The organism is Pseudomonas sp. TH39(2020) (assembly GCF_016650715.1).
GTDB lineage: Bacteria > Pseudomonadota > Gammaproteobacteria > Pseudomonadales > Pseudomonadaceae > Aquipseudomonas > Aquipseudomonas mandelii_C.
Genome location: NZ_JAEKFF010000006.1, coordinates 1,831,016 through 1,852,784 on the forward strand (window position 1 = coordinate 1,831,016; position 21,769 = coordinate 1,852,784).

At 59.2% G+C, this 21,769-nt stretch carries 19 protein-coding genes and 2 pseudogenes; 15 read left to right on the plus strand and 6 right to left on the minus strand.

The window, feature by feature from the left end; translation table 11 throughout:
• The first annotated feature begins 272 nt into the window (after positions 1-272).
• The 5 genes from gshA (at position 273) to tauD (ending at position 5,710) form a co-directional block, all read left to right on the plus strand.
• Complete coding sequence (gshA, locus tag JFU47_RS16135) at positions 273-1,856, plus strand: glutamate--cysteine ligase (protein ID WP_140680447.1); 1,584 nt, start codon at positions 273-275, stop codon at positions 1,854-1,856.
• Between the two features lie 252 nt (positions 1,857-2,108).
• Complete coding sequence (gene tauA / locus JFU47_RS16140; protein ID WP_201184223.1) at positions 2,109-3,086, plus strand: taurine ABC transporter substrate-binding protein; 978 nt, start codon at positions 2,109-2,111, stop codon at positions 3,084-3,086.
• A 15-nt stretch (positions 3,087-3,101) separates the two neighbouring features.
• Positions 3,102-3,896, plus strand: coding sequence for a taurine ABC transporter ATP-binding subunit (tauB, locus tag JFU47_RS16145; protein ID WP_201184226.1), 795 nt, complete (start codon positions 3,102-3,104; stop codon positions 3,894-3,896).
• Positions 3,893-4,726 (plus strand): taurine ABC transporter permease TauC, encoded by an 834-nt coding sequence (gene tauC / locus JFU47_RS16150; RefSeq protein ID WP_201184230.1) that lies wholly within the window; start codon positions 3,893-3,895, stop codon positions 4,724-4,726. Before tauB ends, tauC begins: the two co-directional genes overlap by 4 nt.
• 141 nt (positions 4,727-4,867) lie before the next feature.
• On the plus strand, positions 4,868-5,710 hold the full coding sequence (gene tauD / locus JFU47_RS16155; protein WP_201184233.1) for a taurine dioxygenase: 843 nt from the start codon (positions 4,868-4,870) through the stop codon (positions 5,708-5,710).
• Positions 5,711-5,846: 136 nt separating this feature from the next.
• Here the strand turns inward: tauD and mgrA are convergent, their stop codons facing one another.
• The 4 genes and pseudogenes from mgrA to JFU47_RS33650 form a co-directional block, all read right to left on the minus strand.
• On the minus strand, positions 5,847-6,884 hold the full coding sequence (mgrA, locus tag JFU47_RS16160; RefSeq protein WP_046052249.1) for an L-glyceraldehyde 3-phosphate reductase: 1,038 nt from the start codon (positions 6,882-6,884) through the stop codon (positions 5,847-5,849).
• A gap of 119 nt (positions 6,885-7,003) precedes the next feature.
• Positions 7,004-7,468, minus strand: a complete 465-nt coding sequence (locus JFU47_RS16165; RefSeq protein WP_192409809.1) for a type II toxin-antitoxin system HicB family antitoxin — start codon at positions 7,466-7,468, stop codon at positions 7,004-7,006.
• The gene (locus JFU47_RS16170; protein WP_046045491.1) at positions 7,465-7,647 is read right to left on the minus strand and encodes a type II toxin-antitoxin system HicA family toxin; all 183 of its coding nucleotides are present in this window, start codon (positions 7,645-7,647) and stop codon (positions 7,465-7,467) included. The genes JFU47_RS16165 and JFU47_RS16170 overlap by 4 nt, the downstream gene beginning before the upstream one ends.
• Positions 7,648-7,772: 125 nt before the next feature.
• A pseudogene (locus JFU47_RS33650) lies at positions 7,773-7,886 on the minus strand (LysR family transcriptional regulator); the annotation flags it as partial.
• A gap of 201 nt (positions 7,887-8,087) precedes the next feature.
• On the opposite strand from JFU47_RS33650, the gene JFU47_RS16175 reads away from it, so the two are divergent.
• Positions 8,088-8,348: a hypothetical protein gene (locus JFU47_RS16175; protein WP_201184236.1), complete on the plus strand. Its 261-nt coding sequence runs from the start codon at positions 8,088-8,090 to the stop codon at positions 8,346-8,348.
• A gap of 26 nt (positions 8,349-8,374) precedes the next feature.
• On the opposite strand, the gene betT is transcribed toward JFU47_RS16175, so the two are convergent.
• Both betT and epsC read right to left on the minus strand, forming a co-directional pair.
• The gene (betT, locus tag JFU47_RS16180; RefSeq protein ID WP_170206231.1) at positions 8,375-10,330 is read right to left on the minus strand and encodes a choline transporter BetT; all 1,956 of its coding nucleotides are present in this window, start codon (positions 10,328-10,330) and stop codon (positions 8,375-8,377) included.
• 428 nt (positions 10,331-10,758) lie between these two features.
• Positions 10,759-11,685, minus strand: coding sequence for a serine O-acetyltransferase EpsC (gene epsC / locus JFU47_RS16185; protein WP_201184239.1), 927 nt, complete (start codon positions 11,683-11,685; stop codon positions 10,759-10,761).
• Between the two features lie 193 nt (positions 11,686-11,878).
• Between epsC and JFU47_RS16190 the strand changes: the two genes are divergently transcribed.
• From JFU47_RS16190 to JFU47_RS16230, 9 genes and pseudogenes are all read left to right on the plus strand, one after another.
• Entirely contained in the window at positions 11,879-12,871 is a 993-nt protein-coding gene (locus JFU47_RS16190; protein ID WP_140680431.1) for a D-cysteine desulfhydrase, read from the plus strand.
• Positions 12,872-13,187: 316 nt separating this feature from the next.
• Positions 13,188-13,988, plus strand: a complete 801-nt coding sequence (gene tcyJ / locus JFU47_RS16195; RefSeq protein ID WP_123367077.1) for a cystine ABC transporter substrate-binding protein — start codon at positions 13,188-13,190, stop codon at positions 13,986-13,988.
• Complete coding sequence (gene tcyL / locus JFU47_RS16200; RefSeq protein WP_033058489.1) at positions 13,988-14,653, plus strand: cystine ABC transporter permease; 666 nt, start codon at positions 13,988-13,990, stop codon at positions 14,651-14,653. Before tcyJ ends, tcyL begins: the two co-directional genes overlap by 1 nt.
• Positions 14,654-14,657: 4 nt before the next feature.
• Positions 14,658-15,413: an L-cystine ABC transporter ATP-binding protein TcyN gene (gene tcyN / locus JFU47_RS16205; protein ID WP_123367079.1), complete on the plus strand. Its 756-nt coding sequence runs from the start codon at positions 14,658-14,660 to the stop codon at positions 15,411-15,413.
• Positions 15,414-15,914: 501 nt separating this feature from the next.
• Positions 15,915-16,679, plus strand: coding sequence for a hypothetical protein (locus JFU47_RS16210; protein WP_201184242.1), 765 nt, complete (start codon positions 15,915-15,917; stop codon positions 16,677-16,679).
• A 292-nt stretch (positions 16,680-16,971) separates the two neighbouring features.
• Positions 16,972-18,212, plus strand: a pseudogene (locus JFU47_RS16215) (SfnB family sulfur acquisition oxidoreductase).
• A gap of 23 nt (positions 18,213-18,235) precedes the next feature.
• The gene (locus JFU47_RS16220; RefSeq protein WP_201184246.1) at positions 18,236-19,441 is read left to right on the plus strand and encodes an SfnB family sulfur acquisition oxidoreductase; all 1,206 of its coding nucleotides are present in this window, start codon (positions 18,236-18,238) and stop codon (positions 19,439-19,441) included.
• Entirely contained in the window at positions 19,441-20,799 is a 1,359-nt protein-coding gene (locus tag JFU47_RS16225) for an LLM class flavin-dependent oxidoreductase (protein WP_201184249.1), read from the plus strand. Before JFU47_RS16220 ends, JFU47_RS16225 begins: the two co-directional genes overlap by 1 nt.
• Positions 20,800-20,958: 159 nt before the next feature.
• Positions 20,959-21,768 (plus strand): MetQ/NlpA family ABC transporter substrate-binding protein, encoded by an 810-nt coding sequence (locus tag JFU47_RS16230; protein ID WP_140680419.1) that lies wholly within the window; start codon positions 20,959-20,961, stop codon positions 21,766-21,768.
• Position 21,769 lies beyond the last annotated feature (1 nt).

Here is a 21,769-nt window from a genome sequence, read left to right on the forward strand (position 1 = left end):
TCAATTTGAGTTAATTTCGGCGCTAAGAAACTTGTGGGAGCGAGACCGGCTTGCCGGCGATGGCGTTATGTCAGACGACAAGAATGTTGCCTGACACTTCCTCATCGCCGGCAAGCCGGTCTCGCTCCCACAGGGATCGTGCGGTTCTTGAATAATCGGCATATGGCCTGTCAGGCTCAAAAACCAGGCGACAACGCCAGTTTCAACTTCACCCTTGTAGACCGTCTTGCCCACCCCCATATTGGGGCGACTGACGCGTGAAGGAATCCAACTTGAGCGAACTTCTCAACCGCCGCCTGGCTCTGCTCGGCGAGCGCGCTAACCTCTCTCTGCTCGAACAGTGCCTTCACGGCATCGAACGTGAATGCCTGCGCGTGACCGGCGAAGGTCGCCTGGCGCAAACGCCGCACCCGGAAGAATTGGGTTCCGCGCTGACCAATGAACAAATCACCACTGACTATTCCGAGTCGCTGCTGGAGTTCATCACGCCCGCCCTGCCCGACCCGGCGGACACGCTGGCGAGCCTGGACAAGATCCACCGTTTTGCCTACAGCAAGCTCGGCAACGAGTACCTGTGGAGTCCATCGATGCCGTGCCCGTTGCCGGCCGAGGAAGACATCCCGATTGCCTATTACGGCACCTCCAACATCGGTCAGCTCAAGTACGTCTACCGCAAGGGCCTGGCCCTGCGCTACGGCAAGACCATGCAGTGCATCGCCGGGATTCACTACAACTTTTCCCTGCCGGAAAAGCTCTGGCCGCTGCTCAAGGAAGCAGAAGGTTTTGTCGGCACCGACCGTGACTATCAGTCGTCGGCCTACATCGCGCTGATCCGTAACTTCCGCCGCTACAGCTGGCTGCTGATGTACCTGTTCGGTGCTTCGCCTGCGCTGGACGCCGGTTTCCTGCGTGGTCGCTCGCATCAACTGGAGCAACTGGACCCGGACACCTTGTACCTGCCGTACGCCACCAGCCTGCGCATGAGTGACCTGGGTTACCAGAGCAACGCCCAGGCCGGTTTGACGCCGTGCTACAACGATCTGGCCAGCTACACCGACAGCCTGCGCAAAGCGGTCGCAACGCCTTACGCGCCCTACGTCGAAATCGGCACGCATCAGGACGGTGAGTGGGTTCAGCTCAACACCAACATCCTGCAGATCGAAAACGAGTACTACTCCAACATCCGCCCGAAACGCGTGACCTACACCGGCGAACGGCCGATCCAGGCGCTGGTGGCTCGCGGCATTCAGTACGTCGAAGTGCGCTGCCTGGACATCAACCCGTTCCTGCCGATGGGCATCGACCTGCCGGAATCGCGGTTCCTCGACGCGTTCCTGCTGTATTGCGCGCTGAACGACAGCCCGCTGCTGACCAATACCTCGTGCGGCAACGCGACCTCGAACTTCCTCAGCGTGGTCAAGGAAGGTCGCCGTCCGGGCCTGCAACTGCAACGCGACGGTCATCCGGTGGACCTGAAAGAGTGGGCCAGCGAGTTGCTGGAGAAGATTGCACCACTGGCGGCGATGCTGGATCAGAGTCATGGCGGCGATGCGCATAGCAAGGCGCTGGATGCGCAATTGGCCAAGGTCAAGGATCCATCGCTGACGCCATCGGCCCAGGTGCTGGCGGCGATGGCTGAGCACAAGGAGAGCTTTGCTCAGTTCTCCCTGCGCCAGAGCCAGGCGCATGCGGAGTTTTTCCGCAGCGAGCCGCTTTCAAGCGAAGACCAAGCGAAATTTGAAGAGCGGGCGCGTTCGTCGCTGGCCGAGCAGATTGAGCTGGAGCAGAACGAAGTCGGCGATTTCGATGTGTTTGTCGGGTCGTATCAGGCGAGCATTCTGGCAATTAGCAACTAAGCTTCTGAAGGTCCAGCGGACCTTAATCGCGAGCAGGCTCGCTCCCACAGTGGATTTTTGGTGTGATTACAATTGTGTAAACACCCTAAAATCCACTGTGGAGCGAGCCTGCTCGCGAAAGCCGCACTGCGGTCTCCCTTAGAATTTTCCGCTCATAAGCTCATTCGAAAAAGTTATTTATTTTCGGATTCTTAGATCATTTAGTCTCCTTTCACGCCGACTCTTCTCGGTCGCCTGACAAGGAGCTTCTCAATGAAACTGACTTTCCCCCTTCGCCTCCTGGCGGCCGCGTCTCTGGCTGCGGTGAGTTTCTTTGCCCAGGCGGCTGACGTCACCGTCGCCTACCAGACCACCGTAGACCCGGCGAAAGTCGCCCAGGCCGACGGCGCGTACGAAAAAGCCACCAACGCCAAAATCGACTGGCGCAAATTCGACAACGGCGCCGATATCATCGCCGCCATCGCTTCCGGCGACGTGCAGATCGGTTACCTCGGTTCCAGCCCCCTGACGGCAGCAATCACCCGCAAAGTCCCGGTAGAAACGTTCCTCATCGCCACGCAGATCGGCGCCGCTGAAGCCCTGGTTGCCCGCGACGGTTCCGGGATCAAAACCCCACAGGACCTGATCGGCAAGAAAATCGCCGTGCCGTTCGTTTCCACCGGCCACTACAGCCTGCTGGCCGCGCTGAAGCACTGGAACATCGACCCGTCGAAAGTCACCGTCCTCAACCTTGCCCCGCCAGCCATCATTGCTGCGTGGAAACGCGGTGACATCGACGCCACCTACGTGTGGGACCCAGCTCTCGGCGTGGCCAAGGAAAACGGCAAAGTACTGATCACCTCCGGCGAACTGGCCAAGTTCGGCGCGCCGACCTTCGATGCCTGGATCGTGCGTAAAGACTTCGCCGAGAAGCATCCGGAAATCGTCACTGCGTTCGCCAAAGTGACCCTCGATGCCTACGCCGATTACCGCAAAGACCCGAACGCCTGGCTCGCCAACCCATCCAATGTCGACAAGCTGGTGAAACTCTCCGGCGCCAAGGCCAGCGACATTCCATTGCTGCTGCAAGGCAACGTCTTCCCGCTGGCGGCTGATCAGGTGATCACCCTCGGCGCACCGACCACCAAGGCCATCACCGACACCGCCGCGTTCCTGAAAGAACAAGGCAAGGTTGAAGCCGTGCTGCCGGACTACGCCCCCTACGTCAGCGCCAAATACATCACCAACTGATCGGAGTTAATTGCGATGGCTTTGCTTCAGCTGGAGCGCATCAGCGCACAGTACCCAGGCAGCCCCGAACCGGTGCTGGCGGACATTTCCCTGAGTCTTGGGCCCCAGCAACTGCTGGTCGCCCTCGGCCCGTCCGGCAGTGGCAAGACCTCGCTGTTGAACCTGATTGCCGGTTTCGTCGAGCCCAGCGCCGGGCGCATCACTCTCGATGGCGTGCCGATCAAAGGCCCGAGCGCCGAACGCGGCGTGGTGTTCCAGGACGATGCGCTGCTGCCCTGGCAGGACGTGCTGGCCAACGTCGGCTTCGGTCTGGAACTGGCTGGCGTTTCCCGAGACAAGCGTGAAATCCGCGCTCGGGAAATGCTCGCTTTGGTGGACCTTTCCGGCTTCGAAAACCGTCGGATCTGGCAACTCTCGGGCGGCCAGAAGCAACGTGTCGGCCTGGCCCGCGCCCTTGCTGCTGATCCGCGCGTTTTGCTGATGGACGAACCCTTCGGCGCCCTCGACGCCTTCACCCGCGAACAGATGCAGGAGTTGCTGCTGCAAGTCTGGCAGCGCACCGCAAAACCGGTATTTCTGATTACTCACGACATCGAAGAAGCGGTGTTTCTCGCCACGGACCTGATTCTGCTGGCGCCGAATCCAGGGCAAATCGTCGAACGCCTGAGCCTCGATTTCGGTCAGCGTTATGCCGCCGGTGAGTCCGCCCGATCAATCAAATCCGACCCGCGCTTTATCGAAACCCGCGAACACGTGCTCGCCAAAGTGTTCTCCCAACGCAGCGCCGCCCAGCGGCAGGAGACCGTATGAGCAGCTATGAGATTCCGGCCGTCACGGTCAAAACGAACTCGACGGTGATTCCTGTTCGACGCAGCCTCAGTACTCGCTGGATCAGTCTGCTGACGCTCGTCGTACTCGTGGTTATCTGGTGGGCCGTCACCGCCACTGGAATGATCGAACCGCTGTTCCTGCCGCCACCCTCCGCGGTGCTGCAAAAAGGCTGGCTGCTGGTGACCACCGGCTACATGGATTCAACGTTGTGGCAGCACCTTGGCGCGAGCCTCAGCCGAATCGGTCTGGGCCTGGGCTTCGCGGTGCTGACCGCCGTGCCCGTTGGAATCGCCATCGGCCACAACCGCATTGCTCGCGGCATTCTCGATCCGCTGATCGAGTTCTACCGCCCTATTCCACCGCTGGCTTATCTGCCGCTGATCGTGATCTGGTGCGGCATCGGTGAGCTGTCGAAAGTCTTGCTGATCTACCTCGCGATCTTCGCCCCGATCGCCATCGCTACCGCGACCGGCGTGCGTAACGTCGACCCGGCCAAATTGCGCGCCGCGCAATCGTTGGGCGCGACTCGGGCGCAGTTGATTCGCCATGTGATTCTGCCGAGTGCGCTGCCGGATATTTTGACCGGTGTGCGGATTGGCCTGGGTGTGGGTTGGTCGACGCTGGTCGCCGCCGAATTGATCGCCGCCACCAGTGGTTTGGGTTTCATGGTGCAGTCGGCCGCGCAGTTCCTGGTCACCGATGTGGTGGTGCTGGGGATTCTGGTGATCGCCCTGATCGCCTTCGCCATGGAGATGGGCTTGCGCGCCCTGCAACGCAAACTGGTGCCGTGGCATGGCCAGGCGCACTGAGTGTTCATCATGTTAGATCCCCTGTGGGAGCGAGCCTGCTCGCGATAGCGATGTATCAGTCACAGCAATATCGCCTGACACTCTGCAATCGCGAGCAGGCTCGCTCCCACAGGAAAGCGTCCTGAATTGAAGAGAAAGACCATGAGCAACCTCACCATCGTCCCCTTAAGCTACGCCCTCGGCGCACACATCAGCGGCGTCGACATCAGCCAACCGCTGAACCTGGAGCAGCGCGACGCCATCGAGCAAGCGCTGCTCAAACATCAAGTGTTGTTCTTTCGCGATCAGCCGATCACACCGCAGCAACAGGCGCGGTTCGCCGCCAATTTCGGCGACCTGCACATTCACCCGATTTACCCGAATGTGCCGGAACAGCCCGAAGTGCTGATCCTCGACACCGCCGTCACCGACGTGCGCGACAACGCGATCTGGCACACCGACGTGACCTTCCTGCCGACCCCGGCCCTGGGCGCGGTGCTCAGCGCCAAGTTGTTACCGGAGTTTGGTGGCGACACGCTGTGGGCCAGCGGTATCGCGGCGTATGAAGCGCTTTCGGCGCCGATGAAAAACTTGCTCGAAGGGCTGACCGCCACGCACGATTTCACTCGTTCGTTCCCGCTGGAGCGCTATGGCAACACCCCTGAAGCGTTGGCTCAGTGGGAAGAAGCGCGCAGGAAAAACCCGCCGCTGTCACACCCGGTGATCCGCACTCATCCGGTGAGCGGACGTCGGTCGTTGTTCGTCAATGAAGGCTTCACGTCGAAGATCAATGAGCTGTCGGAAACCGAAAGCGAGGTGATTCTGAAGTTTCTGTTTGCCCACGCGACACGGCCGGAATTTACCATTCGCTGGCGTTGGCAGAAGGACGACGTGGCGTTTTGGGATAACCGCGTGACACAGCATTACGCCGTGGATGATTACCGGCCGGCGCGGCGGGTGATGCAACGGGCGACGGTATTGGGGGATGTGCCGTTTTTCCGGTAACCCCTGGGAGTGTCTACTGACATTGATGGCCCCTTCGCGAGCAGGCTCGCTCCCACAGGTGACCGAGGTCTAATGTGGGAGCGAGCCTGCTCGCGAAGGGGCCGGAACAGACGCTAGGTCATACGGCGCCGAACACTTACTCAGCCGTCGAAGGCTTTTCCCAAAGATTAACCCCACCCTCTTGGGCAAACCGGTCAATTTCCGCCAATTCCTCCGAGCTAAAGCTCAGATTCTTCAACGCCCCGACGTTCTCGATAATCTGCTCCGGCCGGCTCGCACCGATCAGCGCCGACGTCACGCGCGGATCGCGTAACGTCCACGCCAATGCCAGCTGCGCCAGACTCTGACCGCGACGCTTGGCGATCTCATTCAGCGCACGCACATGAGCGATATTGGCTTCGGACAGGTGCGCCGCCTGCAACGAACCACCCCCCGGACGATTGACCCGCGCGTCCGCCGGCACACCGTTGAGGTACTTGTCGGTCAACAAACCCTGAGCCAACGGCGTAAACGCAATCACGCCCGTACCGAGTTCGTCCGTCGTATCCAGCAGGTCTTTTTCCACCCATCGATTGAGCAGGTTGTAAGCCGGCTGATGAATCAGCAACGGGACTTTCCACTCTTTCAGCAGCGCGGCCATTTCACGGGTTTTAACGCCCGAGTACGAAGAGATACCGATGTACAACGCCTTGCCCTGTTGTACCGCGGTGGCCAGTGCGCTGGCGGTTTCTTCCAGCGGTGTGTCCGGGTCGAAGCGGTGGGAATAGAAGATGTCCACGTAGTCCAGGCCCAGGCGCTGCAGGCTCTGATCAAGGCTGGCCAGCACGTATTTGCGCGAACCGCCGCCCTGACCATAAGGGCCGGCCCACATGTCCCAACCGGCCTTGCTGGAGATGATCAGCTCGTCGCGATACTGCTTGAAGTCTTCACGCAGCAAACGACCGAAATTGATCTCGGCGCTGCCATACGGCGGGCCGTAGTTGTTGGCCAGGTCGAAATGGTTAATGCCAAGATCAAACGCGGTACGCAGCAACGAACGCTGGGTGTCGATCGGCGTGCTGTCGCCGAAGTTGTGCCACAGGCCCAGAGACAGTGCCGGCAGCACCAGCCCGCTGCGACCCACGCGGCGGTAAGGGATGGAGTCGTAGCGGTTTTCGGCAGCGGTGTAGGTCATCGAATCCTCTCTTGTCTGTCTTGAAGTTGGTATCGACTGTTTCGCAAGTTGCCCAGCATACGCCCAGACAAACGCCGATAAACCTCGGACTCGAGAAAATGCTGAAACGTTTCACATATTTACGCCGACAACTCACGCAGGGCAGCGGCAGCCAAAAAGCCGGACCTAGAGCTGTACCGCTGATCCCGCCTGACTGTTTGATCGATACGCTCAAGCAACTGCTCGGGCAGTGTGGCATTGAAGCGCACCGACTTTCCGAAGTAAGGCGTGATATCAAATTCGACCACCCCCCACACGCCGCCCGCGTAATCAGGGTTATCAAGATGAGCGTCGATCTCATGCACCTGCGGCAGTGGATCGCCATCGGCCACCAAGCCTTCGTAGTGCAACGATAGCGCTTCCTTCACGTTTTCAAATGCCTGCGCCACAGTACCGCCTGCGGAGAAGCAACCCGGCACATCCGGGATAATTACTCCGTATTCTGAGTCGGCATCCTTGTGTAGAACGACCGGGAATTTCATTTCGGTAAGTCCTTCCTGTGATGTGGCCCGTTCGGGGCTTTCGTATCCGGTGTCGGGTCTCATTTCAGACCCGCCTGTTTCAATATGCTGTTGATCGTTCCTTTTGGAAGATCCGAATCCGGGTGCTTTATTGTCACCCTCCCTGGTTTGCACGGATGCTTGTACTGATGATGGCTGCCTTTCACGGCCACCAGATACCAACCATCCTCCTCGATCATCCTGATCATTTCCCGACTTCGCATCACCTTCGTCCTTGTGGGCAGCATCTGCTGCGCACACTACGCGACGAAGCTTCATGCCAATACACACCATACACACCATACACACCCGGATAAATATTAGCCTATCGTGCAGAGACCTGATTTCCCTATAGACCAGACTGCGCCCCAGCAAACACTTCCCCCAGCCAATCCACAAACACCCGAACCCGTGGCGACATGTGTCGGTTGTGCGGATACAACACCGAAACCGGCATCGGCGGTGTGAAGCCGCCACCCGCCTGAACGCTGGCGGGCGGATCATCAACTTCTCCAGCAGCATGGTTTAACTATGCTCACTTGACACCGCAGCGCCCCTATCGCGAGCAGGCTCGCTCCCACAGGATTGCGACGACCTTGTGGGAGCGAGCCTGCTCGCGAAGGCGGCACCAAAAGCAACACACATTTGAAGGGCGGAACACACCATGCACACCACGATCATCATCACCTTCGGCCTGATTCTCCTGGCGCTGATGCTGTTCATCGGCGAAAAAATCGGCTTTAGCCGACAGACACTGACCTTCAGCTTCGTGGTCTTGTGGCTGGCGCTGACGATGATCAACAGCGCCGTTGGCATGGTCACGGCCGGCCAGTCACTGAGTTCGGAACTGATGATTGGCACGGTGGTGTTCAGTGTGCCGGTGGCGGCGCTGGTGCTGTTCATGGTGTTGAGCGCCGAGACCTGAAAGGGCCCGGCGCCATCGGCTCTCGATCAACGCACCAAATGCAAGAACTGCAAATGCCGTTCGTACTGATCAAGGATGTCGTTGATGATCTGCTCCTTGGTGTAACCCACCAGATCGTAGTCCTGACTGCCCTCGCTCAAATGCACTTCGGCCCGGTAATAGCGACGGTTATTGAGTTCCTTGGAACCCATGCCGCCACGGGCAAACGACGGTGTGAAGTAGCCGCGCATCTGCACCTGATAGATAAACGGATGCTCCTCGCCATGACCGATTTCCAGGCTGACGTTGTCGTTGGTCGGGTCCGGCTGAGTGACCACGTTCAAACCCTTCTCGACGAACACCGCCGAGACTTCTTCAATCCCCGGGCGCACCGTCGTATCGAGGAAGCGATAGACCTCATCCCGTGACGGGAAATGCACGGCCTGACTCAGGCGTTGACGCCAGCCGCCACGCCGCGAGCCGGACACCGGTGCCAGCGAATGCAGTTGCGCGATCTGCTTCTGCGACTCCAGGTAGAACGCCTTGTGCAGCCCCCACATCATCAGCAGCAAGATCATCGAGAATGGCAACGAGGTCAGCACCACCGCGGACTTCAGCGCATCGATACTGCCGGAGAACAGTAGCGCGCTGGTCACCAGCGCGGTCATTGCGCCCCAAAACACTCGCAGCCATTTCGGCCCGTCCTCGTCGGGATTGCCGCCCTTGGCGGACAACGTCGACAGCACCACGGTGCCGGAGTCGGCAGACGTCACGAAGAACACGAAGCTGATGAACACCGTGACCGCGATGACGGTTTTGCTCCACGGGTAGGTTTCCAGCAGCAGGTAGAGGGTCATCGACGGGTTATCGATGGCCGACATGCCGAGGGCGCTCATGCCGTGGTTGAGGACTTGATCGATGGCGCTGTTACCGAAGATCGACATCCACGCGAGGGTGAAGCCGAGCGGAATCAACAGCACGCCGAAGACGAATTCGCGGATGGTCCGGCCACGGGAAATCCGTGCGATGAACAGGCCCACGAACGGCGACCATGCGATCCACCAGGCCCAATAGAACACCGTCCAACCGCCCAGCCAGTCACTGGGTTTGTCATAGGCGTACAGGTCGAAACTCTTCATCGGCAACGCGCCGAGGTAGTCGCCGATGTTCTGGATCAGAGTGTTGAGCAAATGCTGAGTGGGGCCGGCGAACAACACGAACAGCAGCAGCGCGCAGGCCAGCAGCATGTTGATGTCGGACATCACGCGCACGCCTTTATCGACACCGGACACCGCGACGATGATCGCCGCGCCCATCATCAGCGTGATCAGGCCGACCTGAATCCACTGGGTGTGAGCGATGCCGAACAGGTAGTCCAGACCCGAGTTGAGGTGCAACACGCCAAAGCCCATGTCGGCACCGAGGCCGAACACCGTGGCGATGATGCCGAAGCCGTCCACCGCGTAACCGATCGGGCCATTGATGCGCTTGCCTATCAGCGGATAGAGCGCTGAACGCAGGGCCAGCGGCAGGTTATGTCGATAAGCGAAGTAAGCCAGCGCCATGCCGACAAAGGCGAACACGCCCCAGCCGTGCAGGCCCCAGTGCAGAAACAGAATCTGCATCGCCTGACGCGCTGCATCCGCCGTGCCGGCTTCGCCTTGCGGCGGTTGCGCCAAATGGGTCAGCGGTTCGGACACGCAAAAGAAGAACAGCGTGATGCTGATCCCGGCGGCGAACAGCATGCCGGCCCAGGACAGGTAACTGAATTCGGGTTCGTCGTGGTCGGCACCGAGCTTGATCTTGCCGTAGCCGGACAAGGCGGTGACCACCACGAAGACCAGATACAGGGTCATCGCGAGCATGTAATACCAGCCGACCGTGTTGGCCGCCCAGTTTTGCGCTGCCAGAAGCCAGGCGCCGGCTTGTTCAGGCATGGCGATGACGATGATGCCGAACAGCAAAATGAACGTCGCCGAGAAGTAAAACACCGGCGGATTCATGCGGACCTGACCGCTGGCGGGGGTGGGCGATGCACTCATGAAAGGTGCACCTCAAGGGGGTGAAACAGGGCAATCAATAACGGACTCGGCAAAGGCAAGCCTCCTGTTGTGAGCGGGCAGCAAACCGGCGGTTTAACTTGAATGAGCGTTCAAGTTAAACATGAATAGGGGGCTAAGGACTAATCGCAAGGCTCGGCGGTACTGTTCGTACGCTAGCTCAAGGAAGGGTATGACGCGGGGTTTGGAGGATTCGTTCAGTCGAGAATTAGCTAAATGCCATTATCCAGGTTCGGTTTTGAAACCATTCGCGAGCAGGCTCGCTCCCACAGTAGATCTCTGGTGAACACAACATCCGTGAACGACAGAAAACAATGTGGGAGCGAGCCTGCTCGCGAAGAGGCAGGTTCAGTCAGTCGAGATCCCGGGATTTATTTTTGCGTCCCGTCATCATGCTGCAGATTCGCCTGAGTCAGGTTGCTCGCCGCCGGCACGCTTCGGGTCAGCCAGACATTGCCGCCAATGGTCGAGCCCTTGCCGATAGTGATTCGGCCCAGAATCGTCGCACCGGCATAGATCACCACGTCATCCTCGACAATCGGATGTCGCGGCTGCCCCTTCTGCAACTGACCGTCTTCATCCGCCGGGAAGCGCTTGGCGCCCAACGTCACGGCCTGATAAATCCGCACACGCTCACCGATGATGGCGGTCTCGCCGATCACCACTCCCGTCCCGTGATCGATGAAGAAGCTGCGACCAATCTGCGCGCCAGGGTGAATGTCGATGCCGGTGGCCGAGTGCGCGATTTCCGCGCTGATCCGTGCCAGCAGCGGCAATCCGGCGCGGTACAAATGATGGGCCAGGCGATGGTGAATCACCGCCAGAATCCCCGGATAGCACAACAACACTTCATCGACGCTGCGAGCCGCCGGATCGCCGTGATAGGCCGCCAGCACATCGGTGTCGAGCAGACTGCGCAGCCCCGGCAATGCGAGGGCGAAGTCCTGAATGATCTGAATCGTTTTGGCCTCGACTTCAGTGTCGGCCTGGGCACTGTGGCGAGCGGCGTAGCGCAATTCGAGTCGCGCCTGAGCCAGCAACGCGTTCAATGCAACGTCCAGCGTGTGGCCGACGTAGAAGTCTTCACTCTCCTCGCGCAAATCCACCGGTCCCAGGCGCATCGGGAACAACGCGCCACAGAGGGCCTCAAGAATCTCTGCCATGGCCGCTCGGGAAGGCAATTCGCGACCGCCCTGTTCGGTGCTGGCGCGGCCATTTTGTAGGCGCCACTGGTCACGCGCCGTGCGCAGTTGGCTGACGATGGTCTGCAGTTGCCAATGACTGGAACGCTCGCTCACGGTAAAAACTCCTCACGGGCGGCCGGACTGTCTGGCCGCGTTAACCGCGATTACTTTACGGCATGGTCTGGAAGCCGAATTAAGAACCGATTGTGCTGTGCTCAGCACTTTTTGGCATAAGGCCGATTGGCAGTTGCCCCGCTAAATAGGCGTGCCTATAGTCCTTTCATCTCCCTCCGCCAGTACGGACCCCATGATCAAACAACAGCTTGCCCGCTTTAACCGCCTCGACCTGCTCGGTCATCCTACCGCCCTGGAAAAACTCGAACGTCTGTCGACCTGGCTGGGCCGCGATGTGTACGTCAAGCGTGATGACCTGACGCCGCTGGCGATGGGCGGCAACAAGCTGCGCAAACTCGAATACCTGGCGGCCGATGCGTTGGCACAAGGCGCCGACACCTTGATCACCGCTGGCGCGCTTCAGTCCAACCACGTGCGCCAGACCGCCGCCATTGCGGCCAAGCTTGGTCTGGGCTGCGTTGCGTTGCTGGAAAACCCTCTCGGCACCGACGACGCTAACTATGTCGGTAACGGCAATCGACTGTTGCTGGACTTGTTCGACGCCAAGGTCGAACTGGTGGAAAACCTCGACAACGCGGACGAACAATTGCACGCCTTGGCCGAGCGTCTTCGCAACAACGGCAAGAAGCCGTATCTGGTGCCGATTGGTGGCTCCAATGCATTGGGCGCTTTGGGTTATGTGCGCGCCGGGCTGGAATTGGCCGAGCAGATCAAGGACACCGGGCTGACATTCGCGGCCGTGGTTCTGGCTTCGGGCAGCGCCGGGACCCATAGCGGTCTGGCGTTGGCGTTGAGTGAAGCACTGCCGGATTTGCCAGTGATTGGTGTCACGGTTTCTCGCAGCGACGAAGACCAGCGCCCGAAAGTCCAGGGCCTCGCCGAACGCACTGCCGAGCTGCTGGGCGTGAGCCTGCCAGCGAGTTTCAAGGTCGAGTTGTGGGACGAGTATTTCGCCCCGCGCTACGGCGAACCGAATGCCGGGACGTTGGCTGCCGTGAAGCTGGTGGCGAGTCAGGAAGGTTTGCTGCTGGACCCGGTTTATACCGGCAAGGCCATGGCGGGTTTGCTCGATGGCATCGGCCGCCAGCGCTTCAATGATGGCCCGATCATCTTCCTGCACACCGGCGGGGCGCCGGCGTTGTTTGCCTATACGAATTTTCTGTAAGTATCGAAGATCAAGAGATCGCAGCCTTCGGCAGCTCCTACATTGATCGGCGTTACCCGGAATTTGCGCCGGGCATGATCCATGTAGGAGCTGCCGCAGGCTGCGATCTTTTCGAAGGCAACTTATATTCTAAAAAAGAATATAAAACTTTATATTTATTATTTTCCAATCTAAAAGCACCGTCATATAGTCGCGCCGCAGGCGAATTTGCAGCGAGACGCATACGCTGCTTTAGGGCAGGATATCGCAGTCGTCCAAATCCCGATTTTGCCAACATTCCTAAAAGCGTCTTCATAAGAAAACACAGGGGCTTGTCATGAATTTTTCCGCACTACGTCGAAACCTGCTGGTTGGTTCGCTGGGCCTGGCGCTGAGCGCCGGTCTGCTGGGGCAAGCGGTTGCCGGTGAGCAGCTGCAAAAAATCAAAGACGCTGGCGTGATCAACGTCGGTCTGGAAGGCACTTACCCACCGTTCAGTTTCGTCGATGCCGACGGCAAACTGACCGGCTTCGAAGTCGAGTTTTCCGAAGCCCTGGCCAAAGAGCTGGGCGTGAAGGTCAAACTGCAGCCGACCAAATGGGACGGCATCCTCGCAGCCCTGGAATCCAAGCGTCTGGACGCGGTGATCAACCAGGTAACGATTTCCGAAGAGCGCAAGAAGAAGTATGACTTCTCCGAGCCGTACACCGTTTCCGGGATTCAGGCGCTGGTGCTGACCAAGAAGGCTGCGGAGCTGAACATCAAGTCTGCCGCCGATCTGGCCGGCAAAAAAGTCGGTGTAGGCTTGGGCACCAACTACGAGCAGTGGCTCAAGGACAATCAGCCAAAAGCCATCATCAAGACCTATGACGATGATCCGACCAAGTTCCAGGATCTGCGTGTCGGCCGCATCGACGCCATTCTGATCGACCGTCTGGCCGCGCTGGAATACGCCAAGAAGGCCAAGGACACCACCGCCGCCGGCGAAGCGTTCTCCCGCCAGGAAGCCGGCATCGCCCTGCGCAAAGGCGAGCCTGAGCTGCTGGCCGCGGTGAACAAAGCCATCGACAAGCTGCGTGCCGACGGTACGCTGAAAAAGCTTTCGGAAAAATACTTCAGCGCTGACGTCACTAAATAATGGAAGAAGCTTTCCAACTCGCGCTGGACTCCGCGCCCTTCCTGCTGAAGGGCGCGTACTACACGGTCATTCTGAGCCTGGGCGGGATGTTCTTCGGCCTGGTGATGGGCTTCGGCCTGGCATTGATGCGCCTGTCGCGCTTCAAACTGGTGAGCTGGATCGCCCGCATCTACGTGTCGTTCTTTCGCGGCACGCCGTTGCTGGTGCAACTGTTCGTGATCTATTACGGTTTGCCGCAATTGGGCATCGAACTTGATCCGCTGCCGGCGGCCCTGATCGGCTTCTCGCTGAACATGGCGGCCTATGCCTGCGAAATCCTGCGAGCCGCGATCAGCTCCATCGAGCGCGGTCAGTGGGAAGCTGCCGCGAGTATCGGCATGACCCGCGCGCAGACGCTGCGCCGGGCCATTCTGCCGCAAGCGATGCGCACGGCTCTGCCACCGCTGGGCAACAGTTTCATTTCGCTTGTGAAGGACACCGCACTGGCAGCCACCATTCAGGTGCCGGAACTGTTCCGTCAGGCGCAACTGATTACTGCCCGTACCTTTGAAATTTTCACCATGTACCTTGCCGCCGCGCTGATCTACTGGATTCTGGCCACGGTGCTGTCGCACCTGCAGAACCAGTTGGAAGCACGGGTCAATCGGCACGATCTGGAGTCCTGACCCAATGATTGTCGTGGAAAAACTGACAAAGCAGTTCAAGGGTCAAGTGGTGCTCAACGGCATCGATCTGGAGGTGAAGGAAGGCGAGGTGGTGGCGATCATCGGGCCTAGCGGCTCGGGCAAAACCACGTTCCTGCGTTGCCTGAATTTTCTGGAAGAACCCACCAGTGGCCGGATCAAGGTCGGTGACATCGAGATCGATGGCAGCCGTCCGCTGAACCAGCAGCAAGGCCTGGTGCGACGTTTGCGCCAACACGTGGGCTTCGTGTTCCAGAACTTCAACCTGTTCCCTCATCGCACCGCCCTGGAAAACGTTATCGAAGGCCCGATCATCGTAAAGAAGATCCCGCACGCCGAAGCCGTTGCCCTGGGCAAAAAGCTGTTGGCCCGGGTTGGCCTGGCGGGCAAGGAAGACGCGTACCCGCGACGCCTTTCCGGTGGCCAGCAACAGCGTGTGGCGATTGCCCGCGCGCTGGCGATGGAGCCGGAAGTGATTCTGTTCGACGAACCCACCTCAGCCCTTGACCCGGAGCTGGTGGGTGAAGTGCTGGCAACCATCCGCAGCCTCGCCGAAGAGCGACGCACCATGGTCATCGTCACCCACGAAATGGGCTTTGCCCGGGACGTGGCGAACCGCGTGGTGTTTTTCGACAAAGGTGTGATCGTCGAACAAGGCGAAGCCAAGGCGCTGTTTGCCAATCCTAAAGAAGAGCGGACGAAGCAGTTTCTCAGCAAGTTCCTGAATAACGCTCACCCCTGAAACATCGCCGCACTACTTGTCAACTTCCATGGACGGAAGTGACAACTACCCCTACTAAGAAAACCCCTCGCGACGTTCTCTTCACTTATTCACCCACCTGAACAATAGATAATTTTCTATGGCTGTGTGCGGTACATATATATGTCCTGCAACAGAATAACCTCGCCTAAAATTCGCCAAGCCCAGCGCCCTCGCCGAACCGGTCTCCGCCGTCAGTAACGCACCGAAAGCCCATAAAACAAGGTCAAGTTCGACAGAGCGGTGCAGCTTATTAACGTCAATGCGTAGGATTTTTCTGAATAACACTAGATCCCATACTTAACTAGCCATCTCTATTGACACCTATTCAAGCGCACTCTTATCTAGTCTCAACAGGCGTTTAACCTTGCACCCATTCATTATTTAATTTCACACACAGTGAACAGTTTTGTTGCTCGGTAATTCACGCCTTTCGAACTTTCAGGAACGGACTTTCGCTGCAAGGCCTCAAGGAGAAACCCCATGACAAGCACTTCGAACAAACCCGAACTTGCGGCCCCGACCCTGGCGCAATCTCACAAGACCTGCATCAACATCACCTCGGCGGCGCGCCTGCTGATCGATGTGGCGCCCTACTCCGGCATGGACGAAGGCGACCTGATCGAACTGTTCTGGGATAACTGCTACGTGGCCTCCAGAGTGCTGACGGCCGACGATGTCGGCCAGCCAGTCCAACTGCGCGTGCCCGAGAGCTTCATCGCCAATGGCACCTCGCGCGTTCACTACCGGCTCATGCAGATCGGGCAAGGACCCACCCTTTCAGCCACCAGACGGGTGCAGATCAAACTCGACTGCCCCGGCGGCCAACCGTCGGCGCTGTGCGGCGATGAAAACCAGAGTCTGGAGCCCGTGAATATCCCCGAGACCATTCGCCGTCAGGGCGTCAATCCGAACCAGATCAAGCGCGGCGTTCCGTTGACCATCGAGCCTTACCTGAACATGGCCGCCGACGACGAAATCACCCTGCGCTGGGGCGATGTGCGCATGGATCTGCCGCGACTCAAGGCCAGCGATGTCGGCCAGCCGATCCAGGTCTGGGTGCCGTCGGCGATCATTCTCGAAGCCGGCGAAGACCTGCGGCTGGAAGTGACTTACTGCATCCTCGACCGGGTGGGTAACAATTCCCGCTGGGCGCCACCGCGCTGGCTGAAGATCGGTTGCGCCAATCCGTATCTGAAGGCCCGGCCGAAGGAAATGCTCATGGCTGCCGAACCCCGCAAACACTGAGACCCCTGTAGCAGCTGGCGAAGCCTGCGTCCGAACGCGGCCCGAGCCGAACGCAGGCTTCGCCAGCGGCTACATGAATCTGTGGCACCCCCTTCTATGCATATTCCTAAAAGTTAGTTTATTAATTTTTTATACACGCTTAGGGTATATGCACCGGACCACCGGACATTCTTGTTTTCGTTCGTCGCAACCCTCGCGGCGTTTCCATGAGATGTGAGGTAGGTATGGTCCGGAACACAATCACCCCAGTGCAGATCGCCAGGGCATTGCGTGCAGCCAAGGAGCGGCACTGATGTCCAGTCTGGCAGATGCAATCGTCCAGAGTGATCTGGACATCGCGCCGTTGTTGTTGCCCGCGCAGGTCTTGCGTAACGACGCACAAGCCATCAAGGCCGCCCATGACCTGGCGCAAGTCGCCCGTCTGCAAGCAGCCAAACGCGACCAGCAGCGCAAGCTACCGTGGTCGGAAATCGAACAGTTCACCCGTAGCGGTTTGGGCAGCATTGCCATCCCTCGTGAGTACGGTGGCCCGCAGGTTTCGTTCGTCACGGTTGCCGAAGTCTTTGCGATCATTTCCGCAGCCGACCCGGCACTGGGACAGATCCCGCAGAACCAGTTCGGCATTCTCAACCTGGTGCTCGGCAGCGCCACTGAATCGCAAAAAAACAGCTGTTCAAAAGCGTGCTCGACGGCTGGCGAATCGGTAACGCGGGACCTGAACGCGGCACCAAAAACACCCTTGAACTCAAGGCGCGAATCACCGCCAGCGGCGACGGCTTCGTCCTCAACGGGCAGAAGTTCTATTCCACCGGCGCCCTGTTCGCCCACTGGGTCGCGGTCAAGGCGCTGAACGATGACGGCAAGCAAGTGCTGGCCTTCGTTCGTCGCGGCACTCCTGGCCTGCGCATCGTTGATGACTGGTCGGGCTTCGGCCAACGCACCACCGCCAGCGGCACCATTTTGCTCAACAACGTGCAGGTCGACGCCGAGCTGGTGGTGGACAACTGGAAGATCAATGACAGCCCGAACATTCAGGGTGCCGTGTCGCAGCTGATTCAAGCAGCCATTGACGCCGGCATCGCCCGGGGCGCCATCGACGATGCGATCGAATTCGTGAAAACCCGTGCACGGCCGTGGATCGACGCCAAGGTCGAAAGGGCCAGCGACGACCTCTATGTAATCGCCGACATTGGCAAGCTGAAGATCGAACTGCACGCCGCCGAAGCGCTGCTGCGCAAGGCCGGGCAAGTGCTCGATCAAGTCAACGCCGCGCCGCTCACCGCCGAGTCCGCCGCCCGCGCCTCGATTGCAGTGGCCGAAGCCAAAGTGCTGACCACCGAGATCTCGCTACTCGCCAGCGAAAAGCTCTTCGAACTGGCCGGCAGCCGCGCCACCCTCGCCGAATTCAACCTCGACCGTCACTGGCGCAACGCCCGCGTGCACACGCTGCACGACCCGGTGCGCTGGAAGTATCACGCGGTCGGGACGTATCACCTGAACGGCACTTTACCCGCTCGCCACTCCTGGATTTAACGACCAGATCTCTGGAGAAACACATGACTCTTTCTCACCACGTCGCGGTCATCACCAGCGATGAGCAAGCCCTGATCGTCGCCAGTGACCTGGCCGAAGATTTCAAACGCGACAGCGCCCTGCGCGATCGCGAACGCCGTTTGCCACACCCGGAACTGGAAGTGTTTTCCCGCTCGGGTCTCTGGGGCATCAGCGTGCCAAAAGAATACGGCGGCGCAGGGGTTTCCAACGTCACCCTGGCCAAGGTGATCGCGCTGATCGCCCAGGCTGACGGTTCCCTCGGCCAGATCCCGCAGAACCATTTCTACGCGCTCGAAGTGTTGCGGGTGAATGGCAGCGAAGAGCAGAAAAAACGCCTGTACGCAGAAGTGCTGGCCGGCCAACGATTCGGCAATGCCCTCGCGGAACTGGGCACCAAAACCGCCCATGACCGCGTCACCAGCCTGACCCCTGATCTGCATGGAGAACGTGACGGCTATCGCATCAACGGCCGCAAGTTTTACGCCACGGGTGCTATTTATGCCCAGCGCATTCCGACGTCGGTCGTGGATGAACACGGCGTTCAGCAACTCGCTTTCGTCCCTCGTAATGCCAAGGGTCTGACGGTAATCGACGACTGGAGCGGTTTCGGCCAACGCACCACCGGCAGCGGCTCGGTGGTGTTTGAAGATGTTTACGTCGCCGCCGAAGACGTGATCCCGTTTCAAAGTGCGTTCGAGCGCCCGACCACCGTCGGTCCGCTGGCGCAGATTCTTCATGCCGCTATCGACACCGGTATCGCCCGCGCCGCCTATGAAGATGCGCTGCATTTCGTGCGCACCAAGACCCGGCCGTGGATCGATTCCGGCAACGACAAAGCCACCGAAGACCCGCTGACCATCAAGAGCTTCGGTCACTTGAGCATTCGTCTACACGCCGCCGAGGCTCTGCTGGAACGCTCCGGAGAATTTCTCGACAAGGCCCAGGCCAACACCAACGCCGAGACCGTCGCCGCCGCGTCGATTGCCGTCGCCGAAGCTCGCGCCATCAGTACCGAGATTTCCCTCACCGCTGGCAGCACGCTGTTTGAACTGGCCGGCAGCCAGGCAACCCTGATCGAACACGGCCTGGATCGCCACTGGCGCAACGCCCGGGTTCATACGTTGCACGACCCGGTGCGCTGGAAATATCACGCCGTCGGCAATTACTACCTCAACGATGAAAACCCTCCATTGCGAGGGACCATCTGATGGCCGATGCCAAAAAGAAAATCCTGCTCAATGCGTTCAACATGAACTGCATCGGGCACATCAACCATGGTCTGTGGACGCACCCGCGGGACAACTCCACTCAATACAAAACCATCGAATACTGGACCGAACTGGCGCAACTTCTAGAGCGCGGACTGTTCGACGGATTGTTCATCGCTGACATCGTCGGCGTGTACGACGTCTACCAAAACTCGATCGATGTGCCGCTCAAAGAGTCGATCCAACTTCCGGTCAACGACCCGCTACTGCTGGTTTCGGCCATGGCCGCGGTCACCAAAAACCTTGGCTTCGGCCTCACCGCCAACCTGACGTACGAACCGCCGTATCTGTTCGCCCGACGCATGTCCACGCTCGATCACCTGAGCCGTGGCCGGGTCGGCTGGAACATCGTCACCGGCTACCTCGACAGCGCCGCCAAGGCCATGGGTCTGAGCGAACAGGTCGAACACGACCGTCGTTACGACCAGGCCGATGAATACCTGCAAGTGCTCTACAAACTCTGGGAAGGCAGCTGGGAAAACGACGCGGTGCTTAACGATCCGCAGCTGCGGATCTACGCGCAGCCCGAGAAAGTGCACAAGGTCGAGCACAAGGGCGAGTTCTATCAGGTCGAGGGTTATCACCTCTGCGAACCCTCGCCGCAGCGCACACCGGTGCTGTTCCAGGCTGGCAGTTCGGATCGTGGATTGCTGTTCGCCGGGCGACATGCCGAGTGCGTGTTCATCAGCGGCCAGAACAAACCGTCGACCAAGGTTCAAGTGGACAAGGTGCGCGCCAGTGCCGTCGAGGCCGGGCGCAACCCCGAGGACATCAAGGTGTTCATGGGGCTGAACGTGATTGTCGGCGCCACCGAAGAGCTGGCCTGGGCCAAGCACGCCGAGTACTTGAGCTACGCCAGTGCCGAGGCCGGCGTGGCGCATTTCTCGGCCTCCACCGGGATCGATTTTTCCGAGTACGAAATCGACGAACCGATCCAGTACGTGAAGAGCAACGCGATCCAGTCCGCCACCAGGAATCTGCAAAACAACGACTGGACCCGCCGCAAATTACTCGAGCAACACGCCCTCGGTGGTCGCTACATCACCGTGGTGGGGTCGCCTGAGCAGATCGCCGACGAGCTGGAATCATGGATCACGGAAACCGGGCTGGATGGCTTCAACCTGACGCGAATAGTCACGCCGGAAAGCTATGTGGATTTCATCGATTGGGTGATCCCGGAGTTGCAACGGCGCGGGTCGTACAAGACCGCTTACGACAGCGGCAGCCTGCGAGAAAAACTGTTTCACGGCGAGGCGCATTTGCCCGAACAACACACAGGTTCAGCGTTCCGCCGCTAAAAGCATCGCGAGCAGGTCGAATCGTCGCACCGTCGCTCCCACAGTGGATTTTTGGTGTTCACACAATCCCTGTGGGAGCGACGGTGCGACGATTCGACCTGCTCGCGATGAGGCCCTACCAAACACCAAAAATTCAATGCCCTGACTGGAAGACTCATCATGACCAAAAAACTGTTCAACCACCCAGTCAAAGCACTGGCCCTGGCCCTCGGCCTTTTCAGCTCCATCACCTTCGCTGCCGACGCGCCGCTGAAGGTCGGCACCACTGCCGCTTTCGCCATTCCCCTGGAGGCCGCCGTCGAAGAAGCCAAAAAACAAGGCTTGCAAGTCGACCTGGTGGAGTTCAGCGACTGGATCGCGCCCAACGTCAGCCTCGCTGCCGGGGACATCGACGTGAACTACTTCCAGCACGTCCCGTTCCTGGAAAACGCCAAGGCCGCCGCTGGTTTTGACCTCGTGCCATTCGCACCGGGGATCATCAACAACGTCGGCCTCTACTCGAAGAAATACAAAAGCTTTGACGAACTGCCGGAAGGCGCCAGCGTGGCGATCGCCAATGACCCGATCAACAGCGGTCGTGGTCTGCAACTGCTGGCCAAGGCCGGGCTGATCACACTCAAACCGGGCGTCGGCTACAAGGCCACCGAAGAAGACATCATTGCCAATCCGAAGAAAATCAAAATCCTGCAGGTCGAAGCCGTGCAACTGGTACGCGCCTATGACGACGCCGATCTGGTCCAGGGTTACCCAGCCTACATCCGCTTGTCGAAGACCTTCGATGCTGGCTCCGCCCTGCTGTTCGACGGCCTCGATCACAAGGAATACGTGATCCAGTTCGTGATCCAGCCGAAAAGCAAAACCGACCCGCGCCTGATCAAATTCGTCGACATTTACCAACATTCGCCGGCCGTTCGTGCAGCGCTGGATAAAGCCCATGGCAAGCTCTATCAAGCTGGCTGGGAAAGCTGAG